The organism is Vibrio tubiashii (assembly GCF_028551255.1).
GTDB lineage: Bacteria > Pseudomonadota > Gammaproteobacteria > Enterobacterales > Vibrionaceae > Vibrio > Vibrio tubiashii_B.
Window position 1 is genome coordinate 1,176,142 of record NZ_CP117029.1, and the last position, 25,450, is coordinate 1,201,591.

The window sequence follows — 25,450 nt, forward strand, 5'->3', positions numbered from 1 at the left end:
CAGCTCCAGCTCCAGCTCTCCAGCTCTCCAGCTCTCCAGCTCTCCAGCTCTCCAGCTCTCCAGCTCTCCAGCTCTCCAGCTCTCCAGCTCTCCAGCTCTTTTTAATTGATAAATTACACCTTAATTAGTGGTCATTTTCGTGACGTTGCCAAAGTATTGGTGCTGTAAATGTATTTCATGTATATCAGTATTCTTATGTATGGTAATTATTGTCTCAAATTTATAAATATTTGGGATAGGAATCTCATTATTGTTCTGGTGGTGTTTTCGTATGCAGTATATACGTCCGTTAAAACTCTCTAATATTCTGTGTATTTTTGTTTATTTGCTTTGGGCTAAGCTTGCTGTCGCCAATACGCCTTTAGGGCCTTTAGCGACTCAAGACATAGAAAGGCAACAGCAAGAACGTCTTGAGTCCTTAAACGAAAGCAACGAATCGCTCCAGAAACTTATTCCCTCGCAGGTCATCCCTGACCCAGAGTTTGAAGCCGACAGTACATGTGTACAAATCGAAGCAATCACGTTCTCGGGAAATAAGATTTATGACAACAGCACACTAAAGAGTATCTCCGAGTTTAAACCTGGTTGTATTACGCTTACCCAGATTAATGAATACCTGAGGCTCATCTCCAATCACTATATTGAAGCGGGTTACGTGACGTCGCGAGCTTTCATGACACCTCAAGACCTTTCCAGTGGTGTACTGAACATTGTGATATTGGAAGGTAAAGTTGAAAAAGTACTTTGGAATGGGGAAGAACGTCAGTGGCTAAAGATGGCGTTTCCCATGATTGCAGATACAGTATTAAACCTAAGGGGCATTGAACAAGGGCTCGATCAGATCAACCGTTTATCCCGTTACAATGCGACTATCAAGTTACTACCTTCTTCTAAGCAGGGGTACTCTGTGGTCGATCTTCAGACGGCAGAGGGGCAGTTGGGCTCTATAGGAGGAGGATTCAGTAATAGCGGTCAAAAGTCCACCGGTGAAGAGCAGATAGCAATTAATCTGTCGGGGGAAAACTTCTTTAAGTGGCTGGATAAATGGACGCTGTCAGCGACTCAGAGCGCGGCTTTTGTTGATTCTAAACAGTCTGATAGTTTGTATCTAGGTGTCGATGTTCCAATAGGTTATTGGAATGTTGGCTACAGAACATCTTATAGCACCTACAAAACAACATTTACAAACTCAGGCTTTACTTTTGACTCTTCAGGAAAAACCAATAACCACTACTTAGACTCAAAATGGTTATTTTTTCGAGATGGCACCAGTAAATCAGCGCTAAAACTCACAGCGAGTCATCGTCGTGAAAAGAACTATATTCTGGGTAACTTAGTCGAGGCGAGTTCTCGTAATTTGTCAATGTTAAGCCTTGCTTGGGAGCACAGTACTCGAGTCGGAGGGGGCTTTTTGACTGTCTCTCCAAATATCTCGATAGGAACGGATTGGTTTGGAGGCGAAGAAAACCTATCCAGTGATCCTAGTGTTGCTAAAGCACAGTTTCGTAAAGGCATGCTGACAGGCAGCTATACCTACCCGTTTACACCTAAACTGACCCTGATTTCAACACTGTTTGGCCAATGGACCAATGACACCTTGTATGGCAGTGAGAGAGTGAGTATTGGTGGCGAATACTCAGTGCGTGGATACAAAGGGACTTCACTTTCTGGAGATGAGGGCTATTACTGGCGTAACGATGTGACTTATCAAATTGGGCAGTGGCCATACGTTGGTGCCATTTCTGCTCAGGTAGCCGTTGACACGGGTAGCATTGCCGAGGACTCAGAAGATCAATACGAAGGTGGCTCTTTGATGGGTTCCAGCTTCGCCTTAAGAACATCACAAAAACACGCGTCTAGCTCCTTCACATTGGGGTTGCCTATCGCTGCGCCTTCAAGGCTAAAAAAAGACGACTTTGTTGTGTACTACCGAATTGACTTAAAAATATAAAATACAGGCTGGCTAAATGAATAAGAAACTCACTTTAGGCAAGGTGTGCCTGACGTATGCTTTATGTGGTGTGATTACTCTGCAACCTGTTTTTGCCAACGTGGTCATCGACGATAATTCAGGAAACACAAGTAAAACTGCTGCAGGTAATGGTGTTGAAGTCATCAACATTGCTACTCCGAATAACCAAGGTCTATCTCACAACAAATATCAGCAGTTCAATGTTGATCCTTCTGGACTGATCTTAAACAACTCGACTGCTCAGCTCGCGCAATCTCAACTCGGTGGATTACTTCAAAACAACCCTAACCTCAAGGGGCAGGCTGCCAATGTCATACTGAATGAAGTGACGGGTGCAAACCGAAGCCAACTAGAAGGTTATACCGAGGTATTTGGTCAACAGGCGAATGTAATTTTAGCCAACCCATACGGGATATCATGTGATGGATGCGGGTTTATCAATACGCCTCGAGTCACCTTATCAACGGGTACTCCAGACATTCAAAATGGCTTGGTGAGTGGATTTGATGTTGCTGAAGGCAGTGTCACCATAGAAGGCCTAGGGCTAGATGCGACTCGTCAAACGTATTTCGACATTATTAGCCGTACAGCGGAAATCAATGCCAATATTCATGCTAATGATTTGTCCATGGTAACCGGTGTAAACAAGGTAGAGTATCAAACGAATAATGCGTCAGAGAAGTCTTCAGGCAGCGTCTCGAATAAACCCAAATTAGCGATAGATTCTTCTTCTCTTGGTGGTATGTATGCCGGTCGAATTTCTTTGGTTGCTACTGAAGATGGTGTCGGTGTTAACGTCGGTAATTTAGTCGCTAATGGTGGTGATATCGTCCTAACGGCAGATGGGACAATCCAATTAGCTGCGGCTAACAGTGCGGGTGACATTGTGGTTCAGGGGACGAATAAACTTGAACTCACAGGCAAGCAAGTGGCAGATAATCGCTACTCTGCTAAGGCGAGTAACGTCAAGTTGACGAATGCAACCATCGTAGGTGGTAAAGTCGTTTCACTGGATGCCGAGCAAAGTACGATCGCAGAGAAGAGTAATCTTATCAGCGGATTGAGCAAGAATGGCACATCTAGCCAAAACGCAGTATTAAAAATCAAATCGAAACAGTTGATTTTGCAAGAAAGTCAACTGTCTTCTCACGGAGAGTTTACTAGTGAGATTGACCAGTTAAGTCTAGATTCGAATAGTGGAATTAAAGCTCGTCATGCGACTTTGATTAGCGTGTCTTCACTGAAGAATAATGGTCAAGTACATTCAGAAAATAGTCTGAATATCACAGGTGCAGAGATGACCTTAGCAGGTTCGGGTTCGATACAGGCTAATCGAGTTGCTGTGTCATCGGACAACACCCATATCCAGACAACGATTGCAGGTGACACAGTCTCTGCCCACAGCGTGAGTAAATTAACGATTGCACAAGACGCCAAGATAGCCGCTAAAAGTCACCTAAATCTTCAATCTCACACTTTAGAACAGAATGGTGTGTTATCGACGCAAGGGAGTGCAACCTTAACTGCCAAAGACCTCAAGCAGAGTGCAACGGGTTCAATTGCGGCGGATAGTGATTTATCTCTGATAAGTGATACTCAGAAACTTGCAGGCTCAATAAGCTCTCAGGGGAAAGTACTCTTACAGGGTAAAGAGCTTCATTCTGACGGTGTGATTAAAGCAAAGCAGATCGAGATAGAGTCAACTGAAAAGGTGCTAATTGCCGCTCCATCTCAAGTGTTATCTGCAGAGCATGCTTCTATCAACACAAAAGTATTGACCAACAATGGTCAAATAAAAGGCGGAAGTATCTCCGTCCAGAGTGCCGCTAGTGTGGAGCAGAATGGAACCATTGCCAGTCAGGCAAGCCTAGAAATAGATGTTGCCTCATTAACCTCTTCAAGCGACATAGTTGCTCAAGGTGATTTACGTATTAGTGCCACGGGAGATGTAACAAACAACGCCAATTTGTTAGCAGGGAAAGCACTTTCTCTTACTTCCAATACTTTGAGCAACAAAGGTCAGATTAAATCTGGTTCCGATACTCATCTCGATGTGAAACAAAAGTTGAACAACGCTTCGTCAGGAATTGTATCGGGCAATAAGACTACCATAACAGCGAATGAACTAACTAATGCTGGAACACTGCAGGCGTTAGACGCGTTCAACCTTACAGTATCGTCACTAGTGAATCGAGGTAGCATTGTCGCACTTGGTGATGGAACATTGTCGAGTGCGGGAGCAATTAATAACCAAGGGGTAATCTATGTGGGAAACAACGCGTACCTTTACTCAGACAGCCTACATAATACTGCGGATATTGTTGTTGGTAACAACTTATTGATTGCTCGCAACTCCGAAAAACAAAAAAATACAAGTGTAACGAATAGCTCGGGCACGATTGAATCTTTGGGCGGGAATATTGGAATTTATACGGGTACAATCAAAAATATTCGTAGTACCCTGAAGACGACAAGTACTTCATTTCTAGATAAAAGGTCTCAGTTCGGTAGCGAATTCAATGCAAATGGCACTGCGCATGCCGCAAGCTATAAACGAGAAACCCAATGTTACACCAAATGTTACAATACAGATAAAGCGAAACATCATAGTGTACTGGTTGCCCAGTCTGGGAAAGAATTTGAGGTTAAAGTATATAGCGCTATAGCCTCTCTCCTAACAGCATCGCCAGCAAGCCGGATTGTTGCAAGTAAAAACCTAACGATATCAGCTGTTAACGTGTTCAACGATGCTAGTCAGATAGCGGGTAATATCGTAAAAATATCAGCTAACTTATTAGATAATAAAGGCTATGACTTTTATAGTGTTGATACATATTATAAATACAAATTAAGGTACGGCACTGTCGGTGGTGAATCTTTTAATTCGTTTTCTTACCCGAGTGAAAGTTTCAAAAACATATTTGATTTATCTTCATCGCGTACCGAAAACAATGGAGTAAATGAGCATCTATCTTCTTCAATCTCGGCGACCAACAGCTTAACTCTCAACGTTACTAACAAGGTCAATAACTCGACACTCAAAGCTAACGCAACTGCGGTAACACCAACCAAAGCAGCGTCTCAACCAAAGCAAACTTCAGACACTTCGTCTTTTGCTGGCTATGACGTGAATTACTTAGACACCAGCAGTGTTGCTTTCCCTAAATTTGTCTTCCCCACTAGCCCAAATGGATTATTCGTCAATTCACCGGATCCTCGTGGAAAGTATTTAATCGAGACCAATCCGGCGCTCACTAACATGGAAGAGTTCCTAGGCTCTGATTACTTCCTATCTAAAGTAGGATTTAATCCGGAGAAAAACGTCAAGTTTCTAGGGGATGCTTTCTATGATAATCGACTGATTAGCCAAGCTATATTTGAGCAAACAGGAAAACAGTTCCTCAATCGTGAAGTAGGCAGCCAGCTTGAGCAAATGCAGCAGCTTTTGGATTCTGCAGGGGCCCAAAAGCAAGCGCTGGGTTTATCGATTGGTGTCGCGTTGACCCCAGAACAGATATCTCAGCTTACTAGCAATATGGTGTGGTATGAAGAAGTTGAAGTCAACGGTCAAAAAGTACTCGCACCAAAGCTGTATTTAGCGCATGCAACGCTTAATCATACCGAATCAGGTGCTCTGATCGCCGCGGAAAATGTTGATATTAATGGAGGTAGTTTAGAAAACTCAGGAGTTCTGATCGCAGATAAGTCATTAGACATCAATAGTGGGGATTCAATCACCAATACTGGAGGGAAAATTGCTAGTAACGGGACGGTATCCCTCAAAGCAAAAAATGATGTGACTAATATCAGCGGGGATATTCTAGGCCAAGATATTGAGATTCGTAGCACCGATGGCAGCTTTATCAATGAGACAAAGGTGACGAAAACCAGTGAGAGTTTGGGGAACAATTCGGGCACATTTACTGACGTAGGGAAAACAGCGCGGGTAACATCAAACGGTGAACTGCTTATTGACGTTGGGAAAAATGTTGAAAATAGCGCTGCCACTATTTCATCGACAGGGAACGCGATCATTAAAGCGGGCGAGAACATTGTCGTTGACTCAAAAGAAAATACTCAAAGCTACGATGTTCGCTTTAGACGCGGGCGTGTCAGTGAGAGTAATACAACGCAGTTGGCTTCATCTATTACTTCTGTTGGGAACCTAGAATTGGATTCAGGCAATAGCCTGACTATCTCCGCAAGTGAAGCCAGCGCAACAGGAAACCTTTCACTCAAGGCCCAAAACGATATCACGATTCAGACCGCGTTAAACGAACAGTCTGATCATAGATCGAATTCATATCGTACTGACATTAATCGCAGTACTCAGCACCAAGGTTCATCTCTGAGCGGTTCAAGTGTTTCTATGAATTCAGGTGGCAACGTCACTGTATCGGGCAGCTTAGTCTCGGCGACAGATGTAATCGATATTTCAGCCAAAGAGGATGTGTCTATCCTTGCGGTTAACGATAGCCAATATCATTTTGATCAGACGGTAAGTAAGAAGTCTTTCGGTCGCAGTTCAACCACAACGAATGAAACGTACCGAGAGCAAGTCAAAGGTAGCTCGATACGAGCGGGCAAAGACATACGGATTAAAGCTCAAAACCTTGATACCGTCATTACGGCAGGTGGTGAAAGTGACATTCATATAATTGGTTCCGAGCTAAACGCAGGTGGTGAAGTTGAGTTATCCGCCGATGGCGATATCAACCTCGCAGCCCAAACATACAAAACGTTTGAACGCCATGAAACCATCAAGAAAGGCTTTGGTGGGTTAAGCAAACGCAATAAAGGCACCCTTGAAGATGCCACTTTGTTGAACAGTAGTTATCTGATTAACTCAGGTAATACATCGATCAACGCAGGTAAAGATATTGGGGTCATCGCCAGTGAAGTGACCAGTGGCGGAGAGGTGAACCTCAATGCGGTAGAAGACGTGTTGATTGCAGCGGGCGACGTGCTTAAGAAGAGCCAACAGTGGGATGAAAAAATGTCATTCCTAAGTGGTGGCAATCTGTTTGAGATGGAGAAAAAGCGCCAAGGTGAAGAAACCTCCACGGCTCAATCAAGCTCAATTCAATCAGGCGGTAGCCTTACTGTTAACGGTGGTTCGGTCAAAGTCGTTGGCTCTGAGCTGAATGCTGACAACAATGTTAGCCTGACCGCAGATACGGGCGATGTTGAAATCCTCGCTGCCAAAGAAACGACTAAGACATTCCAAAGTGAAGAAAAGGTCGCGATTAGCTTGGGGGACGGTTTTGAGGGAGTGAGCGTAGAAGACGGCAGGCTCAAAGTATCTTTAGGAGATGCAAAATATGACAAGGTTAAGCAGCAAAGTGAAGCACTGAATCATAAAGGGAGCTTGGTCAATGCGGACAATAATCTCGTTATCGATGCTGAGTCCTCGATCATGGTTGAAGGCTCTAAGTTAGCTTCAGATGCTGATCAAAATAACCATGGTGATTTGAGCTTAAGGGCTAACAACGATATCACGATTAAGGAAGCGGTTGATACGTTCAGTGAGCAACGAGAAGAGATCCATGGAACCGCAGAAGCCAGTGTAGTGGTCCAGCACCAAGCTGTTGAGGTGGCTAAAGCAGCAAAAGCGCTAAAAGACTCGACCGATAACCTTAAGCAAGCAAAGAAAGACTATAAGCAGTACAAAAAGAACCTTGATTCTCTACAGACGACCTTAGCGACGCTTGAACAAGAGTATAAAGCTAAAAAGCCGGGTGTGATTTATGAAGATATAGAAGAACTTCAAGATTTAGTCTCTGAAGTTAAAAGCGATGAAGCTTGGTATGTGGCAGGCGTGGCGCTTGCAACTGAAGATGTAGTCTCGAAGACGACTAACCTATATCAACAAACGGCAGCGCTAGCGACGAGTGCAAGCTCATGTGCTTATTGTTTGGGTTTCAATGCAGGTATACAGCTTGATATAGACGCTAGTAAAACGAGTACGAGTACACAAGGAACTACTTCTATAGCATCAAATCTTTCTGGTCAAAATGTTCTAATAAAAGCTGGGAATGCTGAGGGTAGTCAAGCCAATATTCAGGGCTCGAGACTGGCTGCGAAAGACAAACTTGAACTCTCAGCCGATGAAGTAAATATTACTGCTTCGAAGAATACCGAGCAGAACAAAACAGAGAACAAATCTGGCTCTGTAAGCGCTTCAATGACCGTTTTTGGGGCCACAACGGGGATTAACTTGAATGCCAGCTATGATCGCAATCAGAGTACTTCCTCTTCCATAACGCATAACAATAGTCAGCTCAATGCAGACAACATCACCATTACGTCAACTCAAGATACCAATATTAAAGGGGCGACAGTCGCAGCTAATGAAAGTTTGACTGTTGATGTTGGTGGTGATTTGAATGTTGCTTCCGTACAGGATCGGCATAGCTCTAGCCATAAAGGAATGGGCATAAGTGGTGGGATTTCTTTAACAGGTGGTCAAACTGCCGGAAAGAATGAGAAGCAGCCTCAAGGCACTTTAAAAAATATGGACGGAGCTGGTGATCTAGCAGGAGCCAATGGAGGGATTAACGCGTCCAATGGTCGTACACGTACTAAGCAAACTGTGCTTACTAGTTTGACTTCAGGTGGTTCCGCAGACATCACTGTAGCAAATAATACCGATGTGAAAGGGGCGCTGATTTCGACTACAGACGAGAATGGACAAGATAGCGGTAAACTAAATTTAACCACTAATTCATTGACCTATGCAGATTTGTCTAATACCAATTACAGCCAAAATAAGTCGGTAGGTATCAGTGCTGGCTATAGCTTTAAAGCCGAAGAGCAGAAGTTGCAGGGACAAAATGATGGCAGCACTAGTAAAGATAACAACGACCCGACTAAAGATGACAGTAAGTTCAATTCTAGCTCATACCAGTACACTAATACGTCGGGTTACAGCAAGTCCAAAACCCTAGCGACCATAGGACAAGGTCAGTTAACCATCGCGGACTCAGAAAACTCCGACGACACCTCACGCCTAAATCGCGACACCGAACAAACAGAAAAGGATCTGTTCACTGTTGACCGTAAGCAGGGGGATTTTGATGTTACGGTTGATCACCGTCTGCTGACCGAAGATGGAATAAATCAGATTGCTGAGGATGTCGAGCGCACTGGAATGATTGGTGAAACAGTTGTTGAAACAGCTTCGAAAGATAGCGTTGGGGTGATAAGTGATCATGAAGAAGGTGTGACAGGATTCTTTGCTCGCTTAGGTGAGAAGAATCAATACTTTGATGCAACTAAGGCGTTCCTTACCGATGAGGCGAGCAGTGAGCATGCTAATACTCTTAATGACCCCAATGCGACCCCAGAACAAAAGAGGTCAGCATATCAATCGTTGGTGAATCATATAGCAACAGAATTTGGTATTGACTCTTCACAAGTCAAGCTGGCTGACATTGGTCAAAAAGGTTTATTCGCTGATGGAGTGGCTTACATTGACGATAGTGAGCATTATCGTTTAGAAGATGCGGTGAATACGGTCGGCAACGAATCTTCTCACATGGTCGATGCCGCGAATGCACCTGATAATCAGGGTGAAAACTACGTCGCCAATCGCGAGGAGTATTCAAACCTAGTGGGTGACGATGTTGAAGGCTACTTGTCATTTAACTTCAGCAATCTAGGAAAAGGTGGCTTTGGGGGTTGGAACACCCAAAACGGCACCAAGGGCAGTAAAACGATAGAGCAGAATACGCAAGAGTTCAGCTTACTTCGACATGATGTGCCGAAGTGGAATCGTCTACCGGATAATCAAGAAGTGGCAATTATCAATAAACTAGCAGGGGATGATTCCACAAAACAGCGTGAATTACTGGCTGCGGGTTGTGCATTGATTCACTGTGCGAAAGAGTTCGCGGTAGGGAGTGATGAGCATAGTTATTATAGTCAACTTGAAAAAGAAGGAGCAGATAACCAAGCGGCTCAACAGGTATTGCTTAACTACTCCGAAACGACAATTGGAACAGGAACTTATCATTCTTCATATAACGAGAGCACGTTAGAAGGCAAATTTGTTTACACTCGAGATGACCATACTAGTGACTCTGAGTTGTTAGCAGAGAATGCGACCAATAAAATCATAGCTGACGGTACCGGTATGTCAGTAGCAATGGTTGAACTTTTAACCAATGTTGTTGCTTCAAGTGGCGGTGATTTTAAGCGTGCAATGAAAGCCGCGAGTAGAGTCGGCAAAAACAAAGGTCAGAATGCCAATGATGACTATTCTGACCAACACACCGCAACATTAGGAGAAAGTAGTGTACTTAAGCCTAAGATTAATGAAAACGGCACATATGTTAAGAGAGAAGAAACTCACCAGAATGGCGTTGGTTCAGGGCAGGATCCGAATAAGTTAGGTCAGGCACCTCCAATAATAACTCGAGTTAAAGTTGATACAAATAATGCAACTAAAGGAACTAAAGAGTACGATATTTTGAATGACCCGAAGAGTAGGCAACCAGAAGTAGTTTACGAGCTAAATACTGGCAGCTCATTCAAAACTAACAGTGAAGGGTATGTAGAAGAGCTAGTCTTTACACCGAGTAAAACGAAAATCCCTAGAGACAGCCGACAAACTGCCGAAGGTAAAAAAGGGCGGATTACTGACGTAGGTGGGCATGCACAGGCATGCAGCCAAGGGGGAACATGTGATAGTTATAATTTGTTTCCCCAAGATTCAAATTTTAATAACTCAGCATACAAAGTATTTTATGAAAATAAGATTAAAAAGGCTTTAGACGATCCAAACAAAGTCGTTGGACCGACTACAATAAAATTCGTTCGTAGTGACCCTAGTTCTATTCGTCCTGATGTCTTAGATGTTACGTATACGATTGATGGCAAACAGAAAACTGTTAGCTTTGAAAATGAATCCAATAAAATCCCGGAGATTATTGAGTGATCACTAAAGATATAGAAATTGTTAAAAATATTTTTTCGCTATTGGATGAAGGTATTGTTAATGGATACGATTCTTTCCGATACGAGGTTGAAGTATATGAAGGCTACATGGAGAGCGAGTTGGAAGTAGAGCTCAATGGTGAACAATCAACAAGTGCTGAGACGAACTATAACAGCGCTGTTTTGTATGATTTAGTTAAGCAATTAAAAAGTAGTGCATTGAGTAGAGGTGAAAACTGGAAGTCTTTCCAGATCTCTTATCAAATTGGTGAAGAGGTGAAAACAAGCTTCAAATACTGAAGAATATGAGAACTCAGACATCACTTATCCGAGTGGCGTCCCTCTTCCATGAATTAGATCATCCATCCACAGAGCCCCAACTCGGTCGTGCTTCCCTCTCGAGGGTGACATAAAAAACAAAGGGTTGACACACAGTGCCAACCCTTTAATTTTTCTCGCTTCTCGCTTCTCGCTTCTCGCTTCTCGCTTCTCGCTTCTCGCTTCTCGCTTCTCGCTTCTCGCTTCTCGCTTCTCGCTTCTCGCTTCTCGCTTCTCGCTTCTCGCTTCTCGCTTCTCGCTACTTAAACGTCGACCAAATCGGTGCGTGATCAGAAGGTTTTTCGATACCACGTAATTCGTAGTCAACATCTGATTCGATACATTTCTCGGCAAGTTTTGGAGTGGCTAGAACCACATCGATACGTAGGCCGCGGTTGTCAGGGAACCCTTTGGAGCGGTAATCAAACCATGAGAAACGATCGTTTACATCTGGGTTGATTTGACGGAAAGTGTCGACAAAGCCCCAGTCTAATAGTGTCTTCAACCATTCACGCTCTTCCGGTTGGAACGAACACTTACCGGTTTTTAACCAACGCTTACGGTTTGGTTCGCCAATGCCGATGTCTGCGTCAATCGGGCTGATGTTAATGTCGCCCATAACGATAAGCTGCTCATCGTTGTTGTGATGATCGTTCAGGTAAGTCATTAAGTCTTTATAGAACTGACGCTTATACGGGAACTTGGTTTCGTGGCTAATGTTATCGCCTTGTGGGAAGTAGCCATTAAGTACAGTGATTTTTTCACCATTATCATCTTCTAACGTCACCATGATCATACGCTTTTGATGATCTTCGTTATCGGTTGGGAAACCTTTTTGAACTGAGATAGGTTCTTTCTTACACAGCATGGCAACGCCGTAGTGCGCTTTCTGCCCATGGAAGTACACCTTGTAACCCATTGCTTCCACATCTTCTAGGGGGAAGGCTTCGTCGTGAACTTTGATTTCTTGTAGGCCGATAACGTCAGGTTGATGCTTATCGATCACGGCTTGTAGTTGATGAAGGCGGGCACGAAGACCGTTGATATTAAATGAAATAACTTTCATTTCAGTTCCTTGCTTGTGGCTGTTCGAATTTTTGTAAGGCAATACTAGCACCAATTATCGTTTGCGGCGAAGGTGATGAACCGACTTAGCAGTTATTAACATTTTTTTAAACTTTCGATTGATATCTACTTTGTTTATGGTGTAATTCCAATGATGCTTACTAATTAATTTGTCTATTTGAAACACCGAGTTTGCTATAAGGATGTATTATGCGAACGTTATCAGTGCAGTGGAAAATCACACTCCTCGCAGGTTTTTGCCTGCTTGTTACTTCTCTTTCTTTGATTGGCTTTTCCGTATATAACGCGATTTCTAATCAACACCAGATCAAACAGCAGAGTTCAAAGTCTGTTATCGACAAGTCAGAACAGATTGTTGAGACTCGTGCTTTGCTTAATGCGACGCAGGTTTCAGAGTTTCTAAATGAAGCTTTGTACCGAGCAGAGATGCTCGCATCGAGCGTGATGTTTCAAAAGAACCTAAGTGAAGAAAACTTTGGTGATAGTGAGGAGCTACGAACCGCATTGGATGAGATGGTACGCAGAGCGGTTATAGATTTTGAAAGTGTACAAGGTGCCTACTTGGTGTTTAGGCCCAATATGCTTGATAACGAAGATAGCAACTATGTTGACGCTGAGTATGTTGGCTCCAATGAAATTGGTCGATTTGCACCATATTGGATGACAGCGCAAAACGGTGAGAACATTGTTTCGAGTGTTTTATCTGAAGCCGTATTAGAAGACGCAACCAACAGTGAGCGTTTCTACTGTCCATTAGCGTCGGGTGAAACCTGTATTACCACGCCAAGAGTAGTCACTCAAGATGGCGGGGCATTCTTAACCAGTTCAATTTCAATTCCACTCTTGATTGATGATACAACAATTGGTTTCTTTGGCATCGACCTGCGATTAGATGGTCTGTCAGGGATTGTCGTTAACTCTGATCAACAGCTGTTTTCCGGTAGTGGTAACGTCAATCTGATCAGTTTGGATGGTTCATTGATCGCCAGTGATAATCCATCTAGTTCGGTCGGCCAGCCATTTGTGAGTGATATTGTTTCTCCGGATAAGTTAACTGACCTATTGTTTGGCCAATCTGTTCAGACACAGTGGAGTGAAGATGGCCAGTGGCTTAATGTTTTTGCTCCAATTATGGTCGCGAATCAGACTTGGGGCGTGCTATTTGATCTGCCTCGCTCTAGTGTGCTTGCAGATGCAGAGGCTCTCGATGAGATAATCAGCCAGCAAGTCGAGTCGAGTGTGGCGACAGAGCTTATCGCAGGTATTGTGCTTGTAGTGCTTGGTCTTGCTACGATTGCCTTCTCTGCCTCGCGATTAGTGAAGCCAATTCGAGAAGTGGTTGTACGCTTAGATGATATTGCCTCTGGTGAAGGGGACTTAACCCAACGTTTAGAGGTGAAGTCGCAAGATGAAATAGGGCAGCTCGCGATAGGCTTCAACCGTTTCTTAGACAAACTGCAATCAATTATCAGTGAAGTTGTTGATACGACGATTCAAGTTGGAACGACAACCCAACAGTCGCGAGTTGCTGCGCAGCAAACTCGCACCAGTAGCGACTCGCAGTTTAAAGAAGTAGATTTAGTGGCAACGGCATCTGAAGAGATGACTCAAACGGCGGGCTTGGTGGTTCAAAATGCTGAAGTGGCAGTGCGAGAGGCTGAGAAGGCAAACGAGTCGGCTGCAACTGGTCAAGACGTGATTGAGAAATCTCAGCAGGAGATGATGCGTTTGGTCGAACGCATGACAGCCGCTGTCCCCGTTGTGGAAGAACTGGCGGCCAATAATGCCAATATTACTGAGATCTTATCTGTCATCGAGGGTATATCTGAGCAAACCAACCTACTTGCACTTAATGCCGCTATTGAAGCTGCTAGGGCTGGTGAACAAGGAAGAGGTTTTGCGGTAGTTGCTGACGAAGTTCGTAACCTTGCTAGCCGAACTCAAGAATCCGTTGGTGAAATCAGACAAGTGATCGAAAACGTGCAAAACGGCACGCGAGATGTGGTTCAAGCGATTCAAGATGGTAACGATCTTGCCAATGATTCTGCTGTGCAAGTACAAAATGCAGCGAAAGAGCTAGGTCAGATCTTTGAAGCAATCGCATCGATCAATGATATGAACACTCAGATCGTTAAGGCGGCTGAAGAGCAACAGTCCGTTTCGGCAGAGGTTAACCAGAGTGTAAGTAATATCCGAGATTTGAGCGCGCAAATCCTTACTCAAGCTGAAGAGTCAGAGACGGTTAGTGCTCAAATTGCCGATTTGTCTGATAAGCAGCAGCAGTTGGTGAATCAGTTTAAAGTCTAGATAATGGATTCTCACCGTTAAAAATAAAAAGGGTTTCGTTGTACGAAACCCTTTTTGTATCAGTGCCTAGCTTCAATTAGCGAGTTAATCGAGATACCAGTAGCCTTTGTTGACAAGCTCGGTAAGAAGTTTTACAGCCTGCTCATCGGTCAGGTTAGAAAAAGTGTGAATGTTGATTTGTTCATGATTACATAACGCATCAAGTAGCCACTTCTCACTGACTTGGAAAGTTTCACCGTTGATATAAGCTTTATTGTCATCTTGCTGATGATATAAAGCGCGAACTCCCGATACTTTACGTAGTGTGCCCGAAGCATCAAGGTGCTCGAAAATCTCTGATGCGGTCAGTAACTCTTCTGGCTCAATAACGTCAAGCTGGTGGCGAGATTGACTGAGCATCGCGCCTAAGAACTGCTTAATATCAGCGTCAGAGCTTAAAGCGTTCTTTAGCATGTTAGCGAGCAAATCTGTATCTGAAGATAAGATTTCGCCATAACTGGCTTGAGGCTTCATATTTGGGTTGTGTAGGTGCACATCGCCCATATCATGCGCCAAGATATAATCGGCAAAGTTACTGAGTAGCTCTTGTTCTTTCGGTGAACGATAGCCAATAGAGTAGCTCATGCTTGGTTCAAGCGTGTCTCCCTCATGAGGGAATCCAGGTGGAATATAAAGAATGTCGCCGGGCTCTAAAATCTCATCAATGATCGCATCAAACCCTTCAATTTGTCTTAACGCACCTGCTTGAATCGACTCTTTGTATTGGCCAACGTCTTTATCGCCAACTCGCCAATGACGTTTACCACTACCTTGAATAATGAACACATCGTATTGGTCGATATGGGGACCAACACCCCCTTTAGGTGCTGAGAAGCAGACCATTAAGTCATCAAACAACCAATTAGGTAACGATTTAAAAGGTTTAATCAATTCAGCGGAACCCAAGTGCCAATGGTTACACGCTTGTACGACCAACTGCCAATGTGACTCATCTAAAGATTCGAAATGAGATTCAGCAAACGGCCCATGTTGCGCTGTCCAATTGTTGTTTTTATTGGTGATGAAGCGTGAATCCACTTCTTCTTCCATTGCGAGGCCAGCTAACTCATCAGGAGAAATAGGATCAATGAAGTCGGTAAGTCCAGCCTTAATGACCGTTGGTTTCTTGTGCCAGAACTCTGCGAGGAAATGCTCAAGATCAAAGCTTAGTTGGTACATGAGCTCTCCAACTTACTTTCTAAATCTGCTTGAACAATCTTGATGGCTTCGAGTGCGACTTTAGGATCAACCTCATTGCTTTCTAAAAGGTAGATAAGATCAACCGCAAGTTTGATTTCATCCGGTGCGTTGTCTAATCCTGAGTTCGACGAAGACATTACTGATTTCTCTCTCTGTAGGTAATTTGCTTTTCTATTTTGAGTTTGGCTTCTTGGCAGCGTTGCAGTCGTTGCTCAGTGGCCATTAGCGCCTGCTGTGCAGATTGTTGCTGAAATGGCGGCGCGTATTGAAGCGCAAGTTCTTTATCGCGTACCATCTCCATTAAGCGTCGCTCCCATTCTTGGTGCTGCGCCAAATGTTGGTAGAGCTCGTTGATCGGCTTTCTGAAATAGCTGCTGTGTTTAGGTTCGTTTTTACGAATAGTTGTGGTGGCAAGTTCACGCTGAATAGCACTCATCTGGGCGAGCAAACGCTCAGTCAGATACTCGGCACGCATAGCCGTCAGCTTTCCTGCATCTTCTTCGCGAATGATACTGTCTAGAGTCGACTGAGTTTCTTTGACGCATGGAACGAGTAATTTGGCTTTACACCGAAACAGTCGCTCGTCAAAAAGGGCAAGGTGGTGCTCACCACGCTGTCGGTCTAAAGCCGCAGCGTTGATGGCGAGTTGTTCAAGCGTTGATTGTAACTGCTTAACTTTACTCATAAATGTGCCTAAAGGTTAACAAACCAAGCTTCGTATGCGAGTTTTACTGCAAGGATACTGACGACCGTAACGAAAACAGGTCGAATGAATTTTGCGCCAAAGCGTATCGCAGAGTGTGCGCCAACAAATGCGCCCGCCATTAAGCACACGCCCATGGTCAAGCCAAGTACCCAATCTATATGACCAAGTATCGCGAAGGTCACTAAAGAAGTGAAGTTGCTGGTGAAATTCATCGCCTTGGCCAAGCCGGAAGCGAGCAAAATATTGAGTCGATACAGTGCCATTGAACTGACTGTCCAAAATGCGCCTGTACCCGGGCCAGCAACACCATCATAGAACCCAAGCGTTAAACCTTGCGCATACTGCTTTTTGTTTAACACAGGGCAAGGTTGCGGGGATTCATTATTCACATTACTTGGCGTTTTGTGCCAAATCGTATAAATCGCTGCAGCAAGAATGACCAGTGGCAATATTTTTTCTAGCCACTGGGTACTGATGAGGTCAACAAACAGAGTACCTAATATGGCACCAATTAAAGTGGCAACAAAAGCACGAAGCCAACATTGGGGTTTAAATAGCTTTTTACGATAGTAGGTAAACGCGGCAGTGGATGATGCAAACGTAGCAGCAAGCTTATTGGTGCCCAACGCAATATGCGGAGGCAATCCCAAAGAGAGCAGAGCCGGGACGGTAAGCATACCGCCGCCACCTGCAACCGCATCGATAAATCCAGCCAAGAAAGCGACCAGTGCCAACACCAACAACATGGTTGGCTCAAAAAGTTCCATATAGTTATTCTTCTTTAATTCTATATATAGAGAGTAGGAATAGGCCTCTAGACCAGTGTTATTCAATAATGCGCTTAAACGGAGGGAGTGAGTCTAGTAACGCGCTGCCGTAACGTTTGGTCACTACTCTTCGATCAAGGATGATGACTTTACCAGAATCCTGCTCTTTACGCAGCAAACGACCGACTGACTGAATCAACTTTTTGCTTGCCTCTGGTACCGTAATTTGCATAAACGGGTTCCCGCCTCGACTTTCAATGTATTCGGCGTGAGCTTGTTCAACCGGGGAAGTAGGAACAGCGAAAGGTATCTTGGTGATAATTAAGTTTTCTAATAGCTCTCCTGGCAAATCTAGCCCTTCAGAGAAGCTCCCAGTACCAAAAAGAACGCTGGTTTTCTGGCACTGAACCAGTGTTTTATGTTTTTTTAGTATTTCTGAGCGAGACTCTTTCCCTTGTACCTGCAAGCCCCATCCTCTTTTTACGAAATCTGTTGAGAGGGCATCGGCCACTTGGTTCATCTGCCAATAAGACGAGAACAGAACGAGGTTTGCCTTATTACTTTCAACCAGATTAGGAAGTTTTTCGATCAACTGCTCGGTAAACTGTGGCGCAGAAGGTTCACAGGACATTTTCGGAATATGTAGCTCTGCTTGGTTTTGATAGTCAAACGGAGAAGCGAGCGCGAGGAATCTAACGCCATCTTCCGCCTTTTCACTCACGCCTGCCTGACGGCAGAAAAAGCTAAAGGAATTAAGTGCTCGCATGGTAGCGGATGTGAGCACGGCTCCTACGCAGCGGCTCCATATTTGTTGGTCAAGCTGCCAACCAACTTCGAGCGGAGAAACATTGACCACAAAATCACCTTCACGCTCTGGGCTTACTTCTAGCCAACGGGCAAGTGGGGCGCCTTTCTCTCTTAATGGCTCTGCCATTAGGTTCCAAACTTGCGCGAGGTTATCCATGCGTTGAATATAGAAGCCTAATTCTGCTAAAGCGGGTTCTGCGAGTCGATTGGCAAGCTCACCATCTTTTACTCGCTCTGAGATAAGGTCCGCGACCTTGGCTACTACTTGCGCGCCTTTTTGGGAGAGTTTTTTCAACTCTTTGGCCTCTTCTTCAAGCCAGCTCGGCAGTTCTCCATTTTCGAAACGATAGATGTTCTCCTCAAAATGAGCTGGGTCAAAGCGAGTTGCTAGTTGGCTCAATGAAGGAATGAGCTGTTGAACTGAATCTTGCAATTCATTTCTAAACCGAGCGACTCGTTTCTCATCGGCCATATTGGCAAACTTAGTCACTGATTGGTTGAGTCTTTCAAGCCAACTCGCTGCGCCTTTTAAACTCGCCGCGGCAGAAGAGTGGTCACGGGCTACGTGAGGCAGGTGGTGAGCCTCATCAAAAACGTAAATGGTGTTTTCTGGTTCTGGCAGAATGACACCGCCACCAAGATCTGCGTCCGCCATGACCAAGCTATGGTTAGCAATGATGACATCGGCTTTATCAAGCTCAGAACGCGCTTTTTGAAACGGGCAATCTCTATGTGCAGGCATACTAAGGTTGCAGCTGTGCTTATCACTGACTATTAATTGCCAGATCTCATCTTTGATTGGCTTAGGCCAACTGTCACGATCACCATCCCACTTACCTTGTGCCAGAGACTTATACATGATTTCGAGTAGCTCAATGTCTTTCTTCTTTGGTTTCGATTCAAACATAGCGAGCTGACCGCCATCTACACCACTCGCTGAAGCCAGTTTTTCTGCGCAGCAGTAGCGTTGGCGACCTTTCGCCAAGATAAACGAAAACTCTCGATCTGTGAGCCTTCTATATAGAGGCAGATCTTTTCCAACCAATTGCTCTTGAAGCGCGACAGTCGCGGTTGAAATAACCACTTTACGATTATTCAGCACGGCAACAGGAATCGTCGCCATTAAATAAGAGAGAGATTTACCAATTCCTGTGCCCGCTTCGGCGACAATCATCCGTGTTGATTTGTGATATTCGCCACATAATGTTTTTGCTATCTCCGCAACAAGATAGTTCTGAGCTCGACGAGGTACAAAGTTTTCTAGCTGTGATTGTAGATTTTGATAACTGGTACGAATGGATTGTTGAATTTTACTGGTTAGCATACTGTGACCTATATTGCGGGTGTCGCATCATAGCACAGTTCTCTAAGTACTACTTAGTTCACGAAATAGAATCCTTATTAATCAAATGTGGATCTTGTTCACAAAAAAAAACTGAACCTTCAGGCACTTACAATTAATTCTAAATGTAAAAAATATATCACGCCAATGGTTTTGCTTTTGTAGTGAATTATTTTGTCTAACTCTATTTAGAACATAATTGGAAGGATAAAAATCTAAAATTAGTTTTATTAGAAGAAACTAACAAAGTCGTCATTAAACCATGATGTCGCTCGAAATTTAACCTTGAAATTCTGTAAATTACTGATATATATGATTTTTATGTTTTTTTATCAAAGTTTTTTAGATCATTTGACACGTCGCATAATCTTTTGCAATCTAGACCCCGAAATTAAGTGGCGATGATATCTGACCAGTAAGAGATTGGAATCATCATCAAAAAACATAAAGGGAACCGGACAAGGAATTCCCATTCTATAGAAAAGGCAGTGGATTATTATGAAAAAGACTCTAGTAGCTCTTTCAGTTCTAGCAGCATCAGCAGCAGCACCGTTTGCTAACGCAGCTATCGAACTATACAACCAAGACGGCGTAACAGTTAACCTTAAAGGTGATATCGAAGTTGTTTACCGCAACGACCTTAAAGTCGACGGTAAAGGTAGCAGCCAAATGCAACAGCGTATCGAAGATGCAGATTTTGGCTTTGACATCCGCTACATGGTTAACGACGACTGGACAGTAGGTGCGTACTGGGAATTCAACGGTTCTGAATCTACTAACTCTGAAATCACTCGTAACGGCGACACTTACGTAGCGGCTTACCACAAAACTTTTGGTTCAATCAAATTCGGCCGTACTTGTACTGCTGCAGATGACCTAGGTATCGGTTCAGATGAAGCATTCGGTATTTCTACTCTTCTAGACGCAGCGACTGACGAGTGTTCTGACGAAGCTGTTCGTTACGACTTCGACAACGGTACGTTTTACGCAACTCTAGGTTTTGTTCAAAACAAACTTACTCAAGGACTAGTTCTTGATGGGACTAGCATAAAATCAGAGTCTAAGAAGAGTGGTACTCAAGACACTTACTACGATGCGCGCTTCGGTTACCGCGTAGCTGATTTCGACCTGTCTGCATTTGCTTCTCAGTACAACGCTGACGATTCAACTACTAAGAAAGACGACACAGCTTACGCTCTAGAAGTTGTTTACGGTGGTATTGAGAATGTTGGTCTATCTGTTGCTTACTACGCAGTAAATGCTGACGCTGATCAGTCTGACAACAGCATTCTTTCATTCGCTGCTGATTACACAATGGGTAAAGTAGGTTTTGCTGCAGGTTACTCATTGGCTGATCACGATGATAAGGCTAAAGAAGTTGATCGTTGGTTCGTGAACACTACCTACGCTGTAGCACCTAACACTAAGCTATACGCTGAGGTTGGTGGTTTTGACCAGAAAGATGTTGATGATAACACTGGTCTAGCAATTGGTGTTGAAGCATCATTCTAATCTTAGTTTAAGAAAAGCTTAGAACATATAAAAGCCACCTAAAAAGGTGGCTTTTGTTGTTTTTTGATGTAAATATTAGCTGTTGTATCTTTAATAGGGATTAATAATGAAGGTTAGTTTTGTCATCGCTATATTGAGCGGTTTGGTAATTGGCTCAGTAAATGCTGCAACGTTGAGCCCAAAACGTGGGGTAAGCATTCTTTATATCAACGGACAAGCTTCGCAGAGCAAAATTGGTGAGAACAAAATCTCTGAGGGGTTTAATCAAATTGTCGTTAAGATGGATAAAGACATGTCTCGTGGGTCAAGTAGTGACGTGTTTACCTCAAAGCCTTATGTGTTAACATTTACTCTTTCAGGTGATGAAGTTGTCGTGGAACACCCAGTTGCCAGGAGTATGACTGAAGCGAGAAGAGCTTTTGAGAATGGTGACCCTAAATGGGCTGTAAAGGTTGATGGACGTCCAGTTGAGTACCAGCAAGCTGAGATTAAAGGCAAGTCTGGCTTCTTACCTTTTTCAGGTATAGAGAGTAGTCTTTCTGAGCATAATGAAAAAAATGGTATTTTCTTCGACAACGGTCAACTTATCGACAAGCCTGTTGAAGCTCAAGCGATTGCTGTAGCAGCAACGACGACAGCTGCAGTGACTTCTACTTCAAGTAAAGTCGAGAAAACTTCTCCGGCTAAACCAGTAGCAACTAGCAATGTGGAACAACTAAAAGCTTGGTACCTAAAAGCATCTAAAGAAGAGCGTAAAGCGTTCCGCCGTTGGATGATTGACCAAGAGTAATGGTTACTCGAATAGAATCTAAAACAGGCTTCCAATTGGAAGCCTGTTTTGTTTTTGCGAGAGTGATACAGACGACTAACTAAAACACTCTGGGCTATTGAGTGCAGCTTCTATGGCAGAGACCAACTTCTCGATATGTTCTGGATCAATGATATAAGGTGGCATCATATAGATAAGCTTGCCAAATGGACGTATCCACACACCTTGCTCAACAAGTAGCGCTTGAATCTTCTCCATATTAACTGGAACTGTTGTCTCAACGACGCCGATGGCACCTAACCAGCGAACATCTTTAACCAATTGATATTTTTTTAGTTTAGGCAGCAATTCTGCAAACAGCTGTTCAATCTGAGCGGTTTGGTTTTGCCATTCATTTTTCTCTAGCAGTTCCATACTCGCAGTGGCGACGGCGCAGGCTAGTGGGTTACCCATAAAAGTTGGGCCATGCATAAAGCAGCCCGCTTCACCTCCGCAAACGGTATTAGCGACTTCACTAGAGGCTAGCGCTGCTGACAGTGTCATATAACCACTGGTTAATGCTTTGCCTACACATAAAATGTCAGGCTGAATTTCTGCATGCTCGCAAGCAAACATTTTGCCTGTGCGTCCAAATCCCGTTGCGATTTCATCGAGAATCAACAAAACGCCATATTGATCGCACAGCTCTCGTACACCTTTCAGGAACTCTGGGTGATAAATTCGCATTCCCCCGGCACCCTGAACAATCGGCTCTAAGATCACAGCGGCAATCTCTTTATGATGCTGAGAAATCTTAGACCTAAAGTCATCAAGATCACTTTGATCCCAATCTTGCCAAAAGCCTGTTTTTGGCGAAGCAGCGAAAATGTGCTTAGGTAGGAAGCCCTTGTACAGAGAGTGCATGGAATTATCTGGATCGGTGACTGACATTGCGGCAAATGTATCGCCATGATAACCGTCACGCAGGGTTAAGAATTTAGGTCGAGACTCACCCTTCGCATGCCAATATTGCAGTGCCATTTTTAAGCTGACTTCAACCGCTACTGACCCTGAATCTGCGAGAAACACATGCTGCAAATTGCTTGGCGCAAATGAGAGTAATTTTTTGCACAAATTGATGGCAGGGTCATGCGTGATCCCGCCAAACATAACGTGAGACACTTTATCAATCTGAGTATGAGCCGCTGCATTGAGATGAGGATGATTATAGCCATGTATTGCCGACCACCAAGAAGACATACCGTCTACGAGCTGTTTTCCATCTTCGAGTTGTAAGTGAACCCCTTTTGCTGATGTCACAGGGTAGCAGGTCAGAGGTGTTAACGTTGAAGTATAAGGATGCCATATATGACGGCGGTCGAAAGCGAGATCCATGTCCAGTTCCTGAAATTTGATTGATTAAAACATAATCAAATGTAAACTTTTGATTTTTTGTTGTGTTGACAGTCTACATGGTGTCAGTAGACTAGCCAAGTAATCAAACCAACAATAATCAAAGGAAAGCACGTGGAAGTACGTCACAACTGGACTATTGAGCAAGTTCGCGGCCTTATGGAAAAACCATTTATGGATCTGTTGTTCGAAGCGCAATTGGTTCACCGTCAATATCAACAACATAACCATGTACAAGTCAGCACGCTGCTTTCTATTAAAACTGGGGCTTGTCCAGAGGATTGTAAGTACTGCCCGCAAAGTGCCCGTTACACCACGGATATTGAAAAAGAACGCTTAATGGAAGTTGAACGCGTGCTTGATGCTGCTCAAAAAGCAAAAAGCGCTGGTTCAACACGTTTTTGTATGGGCGCTGCGTGGAAGAACCCAAAAGAGCGCGACATGCCGCACCTGACTGAAATGATCAAAGGTGTCAAAGGGATGGGCCTAGAGACCTGTATGACACTGGGTATGCTAACCTCTGACCAAGCAAAATCACTTGCGGATGCAGGTTTAGACTATTACAACCATAACCTAGATACCTCACCTGAGTTCTATGGCAGCATCATCACCACGCGTACTTACCAAGATCGCTTAGACACGCTTTCACACGTTCGTGATGCAGGAATGAAGATTTGTTCTGGTGGCATCATCGGTATGGGCGAGAGTGCGAACGACAGAGCAGGCCTACTGGTTGAGCTTGCGAATCTGCCTACCCATCCTGAAAGTGTGCCAATTAACATGCTCGTTAAAGTGAAAGGTACACCACTAGAAGAGGTTGATGATGTTGAGCCATTCGACTTTATCCGCCTTATCGCGATTGCACGTATCATGATGCCAGGCTCTGCTGTTCGTCTTTCGGCTGGCCGTGAAAACATGAATGAGCAAATGCAGGCGTTATGCTTTATGGCTGGCGCTAACTCAGTTTTCTATGGCTGTAAATTGCTGACAACGCCAAACCCGTCAGAAGATAAAGATATGCAGCTATTTAATAAGCTTGGTATTAACAGCCAAGAAGTTTCTCAAAAGCCTGATGAAATTGAAGAGAATGATCTTCTTGATCGCGTTGTAGAGCGAGTTGCAGCGAGACCAACTAAAGACGACCTATTCTACGATGCAAGTGTTTGAGCAACGTATTGAATCTGCCCTTAGTGAGCGAAAAGCGAAGGGCTTAACTCGCTCGCTTAAGGCTGTAGAGTCAAACAACACCGTCTGCTTAACTCATGATGAGCAAGAGTATCTAAACTTCTCAAGTAATGATTATCTTGGCTTAGCTTCAGATAAGGAGCTAACTAAGGCATGGCAAGAGGGGCTCGACCTATATGGCAATGGGAGTGGCGCGTCTCCACTCGTCACAGGTTTTAGTTCTGCGCACCAAAAACTTGAAGAGACCTTGTGTCAGTGGCTTGGCTTTGAGCGATCGATATTGTTTGGATCCGGTTTTTCTGCCAATCAAGCGCTACTGTTCTCTTTGCTAACAAAACAAGATCTTCTGCTGCAAGATAAGTTAAATCATGCTTCTTTAATTGAGGCGGGCATGCTTTCTCCCGCAACGTTGAAGCGCTTCAAGCACAATGACGTCACACACTTAAAAACCTTACTTACTCAGAGTGCCTTGGTCGTGACTGAAGGTGTGTTTAGCATGGATGGTGACCTTTCTCCGCTTAAGGCAATTAAATCGGCCATTGAACAAAACGCTTGGTTAGCGGTTGATGATGCTCATGGTGTTGGAGTATTGGGCAACAAAGGGAAGGGCAGTTGTGATTGCGCTGGGATCCTACCTGAGATACTGGTGGTGACCTTTGGTAAAGCGTTTGGTCTATCGGGAGCTGCGATTATGTGTAGCGACTCTGTTGGAGACTACTTAACCCAGTTTGCCAAACATCATGTTTACTCAACGGCGATTCCGCCTTCTCAAGCCGTGGCACTAAGTAAAGCAGCAGAGATGATCGAGACACAAGAGTGGCGCAGAGAAAAACTCGCTGAGCTATCTCGATGTTTTGATGATCAACTTCTGGATTGTGAAGGCTACAGAGAGACGATTACCCCAATAAAGCCCTTCATAGTGGGCTCTGCTGACAAAGCGATGAGCGTATCCAATCAGCTTCGCCAACAGGGTTTCTGGGTGACGGCGATTCGCCCACCTACCGTACCAGCTGGCAGCGCACGGTTGAGAATTACACTCACCGCAAAACATGATAAGCAAGGTGTCATCAAATTAGCTGATGCACTTAAGCAAGCTGTGAAAGGAATGTAA

Annotated in this window: 15 protein-coding genes; 8 read left to right on the top strand and 7 right to left on the bottom strand. The window is 44.1% G+C overall.

Going from position 1 to position 25,450, the window contains the following annotated elements; genetic code table 11:
• Nucleotides 1-271 precede the first annotated feature (271 nt).
• From LYZ37_RS05345 to LYZ37_RS05355, 3 genes are read left to right on the top strand one after another with little or no spacing between them, the layout of a single operon-like run.
• On the top strand, nucleotides 272-1,951 hold the full coding sequence (locus tag LYZ37_RS05345; protein ID WP_272786783.1) for a ShlB/FhaC/HecB family hemolysin secretion/activation protein: 1,680 nt from the start codon (nucleotides 272-274) through the stop codon (nucleotides 1,949-1,951).
• Nucleotides 1,952-1,967: 16 nt separating this feature from the next.
• Nucleotides 1,968-10,910 carry a two-partner secretion domain-containing protein gene (locus tag LYZ37_RS05350; protein ID WP_272786784.1) on the top strand — a complete coding sequence of 2,981 codons (8,943 nt, stop codon included), beginning with the start codon at nucleotides 1,968-1,970 and terminating at the stop codon, nucleotides 10,908-10,910.
• The gene (locus LYZ37_RS05355; RefSeq protein ID WP_272786785.1) at nucleotides 10,907-11,209 is read left to right on the top strand and encodes a hypothetical protein; all 303 of its coding nucleotides are present in this window, start codon (nucleotides 10,907-10,909) and stop codon (nucleotides 11,207-11,209) included. The genes LYZ37_RS05350 and LYZ37_RS05355 overlap by 4 nt, the downstream gene beginning before the upstream one ends.
• Before the next feature lie 277 nt (nucleotides 11,210-11,486).
• Here the strand turns inward: LYZ37_RS05355 and xthA are convergent, their stop codons facing one another.
• On the bottom strand, nucleotides 11,487-12,293 hold the full coding sequence (xthA, locus tag LYZ37_RS05360) for an exodeoxyribonuclease III (RefSeq protein ID WP_272786786.1): 807 nt from the start codon (nucleotides 12,291-12,293) through the stop codon (nucleotides 11,487-11,489).
• A gap of 209 nt (nucleotides 12,294-12,502) precedes the next feature.
• Between xthA and LYZ37_RS05365 the strand changes: the two genes are divergently transcribed.
• Complete coding sequence (locus LYZ37_RS05365; RefSeq protein ID WP_272786787.1) at nucleotides 12,503-14,620, top strand: methyl-accepting chemotaxis protein; 2,118 nt, start codon at nucleotides 12,503-12,505, stop codon at nucleotides 14,618-14,620.
• Between the two features lie 84 nt (nucleotides 14,621-14,704).
• Here the strand turns inward: LYZ37_RS05365 and LYZ37_RS05370 are convergent, their stop codons facing one another.
• The 5 genes from LYZ37_RS05370 to dinG are packed head-to-tail and all read right to left on the bottom strand — an operon-like array spanning nucleotide 14,705 to nucleotide 19,463.
• Nucleotides 14,705-15,838, bottom strand: coding sequence for a ribosomal protein uL16 3-hydroxylase (locus LYZ37_RS05370; RefSeq protein ID WP_272786788.1), 1,134 nt, complete (start codon nucleotides 15,836-15,838; stop codon nucleotides 14,705-14,707).
• The gene (gene rsmS, locus LYZ37_RS05375; RefSeq protein ID WP_272786789.1) at nucleotides 15,826-15,996 is read right to left on the bottom strand and encodes a pleiotropic regulatory protein RsmS; all 171 of its coding nucleotides are present in this window, start codon (nucleotides 15,994-15,996) and stop codon (nucleotides 15,826-15,828) included. The genes LYZ37_RS05370 and rsmS overlap by 13 nt, the downstream gene beginning before the upstream one ends.
• A complete protein-coding gene (locus LYZ37_RS05380; protein ID WP_272786790.1) occupies nucleotides 15,996-16,544 on the bottom strand; it encodes a primosomal replication protein in 549 nt (182 codons plus the stop codon). The genes rsmS and LYZ37_RS05380 overlap by 1 nt, the downstream gene beginning before the upstream one ends.
• 8 nt (nucleotides 16,545-16,552) lie before the next feature.
• A complete protein-coding gene (locus tag LYZ37_RS05385) occupies nucleotides 16,553-17,332 on the bottom strand; it encodes a sulfite exporter TauE/SafE family protein (protein ID WP_272786791.1) in 780 nt (259 codons plus the stop codon).
• 58 nt (nucleotides 17,333-17,390) lie between these two features.
• Complete coding sequence (dinG, locus tag LYZ37_RS05390; protein WP_272786792.1) at nucleotides 17,391-19,463, bottom strand: ATP-dependent DNA helicase DinG; 2,073 nt, start codon at nucleotides 19,461-19,463, stop codon at nucleotides 17,391-17,393.
• A 516-nt stretch (nucleotides 19,464-19,979) separates the two neighbouring features.
• On the opposite strand from dinG, the gene LYZ37_RS05395 reads away from it, so the two are divergent.
• Together LYZ37_RS05395 and LYZ37_RS05400 are read left to right on the top strand one after the other, a co-directional pair.
• The gene (locus LYZ37_RS05395) at nucleotides 19,980-20,993 is read left to right on the top strand and encodes a porin (protein WP_272786793.1); all 1,014 of its coding nucleotides are present in this window, start codon (nucleotides 19,980-19,982) and stop codon (nucleotides 20,991-20,993) included.
• 106 nt (nucleotides 20,994-21,099) lie between these two features.
• Nucleotides 21,100-21,783, top strand: a complete 684-nt coding sequence (locus LYZ37_RS05400; RefSeq protein WP_272786794.1) for a YccT family protein — start codon at nucleotides 21,100-21,102, stop codon at nucleotides 21,781-21,783.
• Between the two features lie 75 nt (nucleotides 21,784-21,858).
• On the opposite strand, the gene bioA is transcribed toward LYZ37_RS05400, so the two are convergent.
• Nucleotides 21,859-23,136 carry an adenosylmethionine--8-amino-7-oxononanoate transaminase gene (gene bioA / locus LYZ37_RS05405; protein WP_272786795.1) on the bottom strand — a complete coding sequence of 426 codons (1,278 nt, stop codon included), beginning with the start codon at nucleotides 23,134-23,136 and terminating at the stop codon, nucleotides 21,859-21,861.
• Nucleotides 23,137-23,268: 132 nt separating this feature from the next.
• On the opposite strand from bioA, the gene bioB reads away from it, so the two are divergent.
• Both bioB and bioF read left to right on the top strand, forming a co-directional pair.
• The gene (gene bioB, locus LYZ37_RS05410; RefSeq protein ID WP_004746890.1) at nucleotides 23,269-24,321 is read left to right on the top strand and encodes a biotin synthase BioB; all 1,053 of its coding nucleotides are present in this window, start codon (nucleotides 23,269-23,271) and stop codon (nucleotides 24,319-24,321) included.
• Complete coding sequence (gene bioF / locus LYZ37_RS05415) at nucleotides 24,308-25,450, top strand: 8-amino-7-oxononanoate synthase (protein ID WP_272787146.1); 1,143 nt, start codon at nucleotides 24,308-24,310, stop codon at nucleotides 25,448-25,450. The genes bioB and bioF overlap by 14 nt, the downstream gene beginning before the upstream one ends.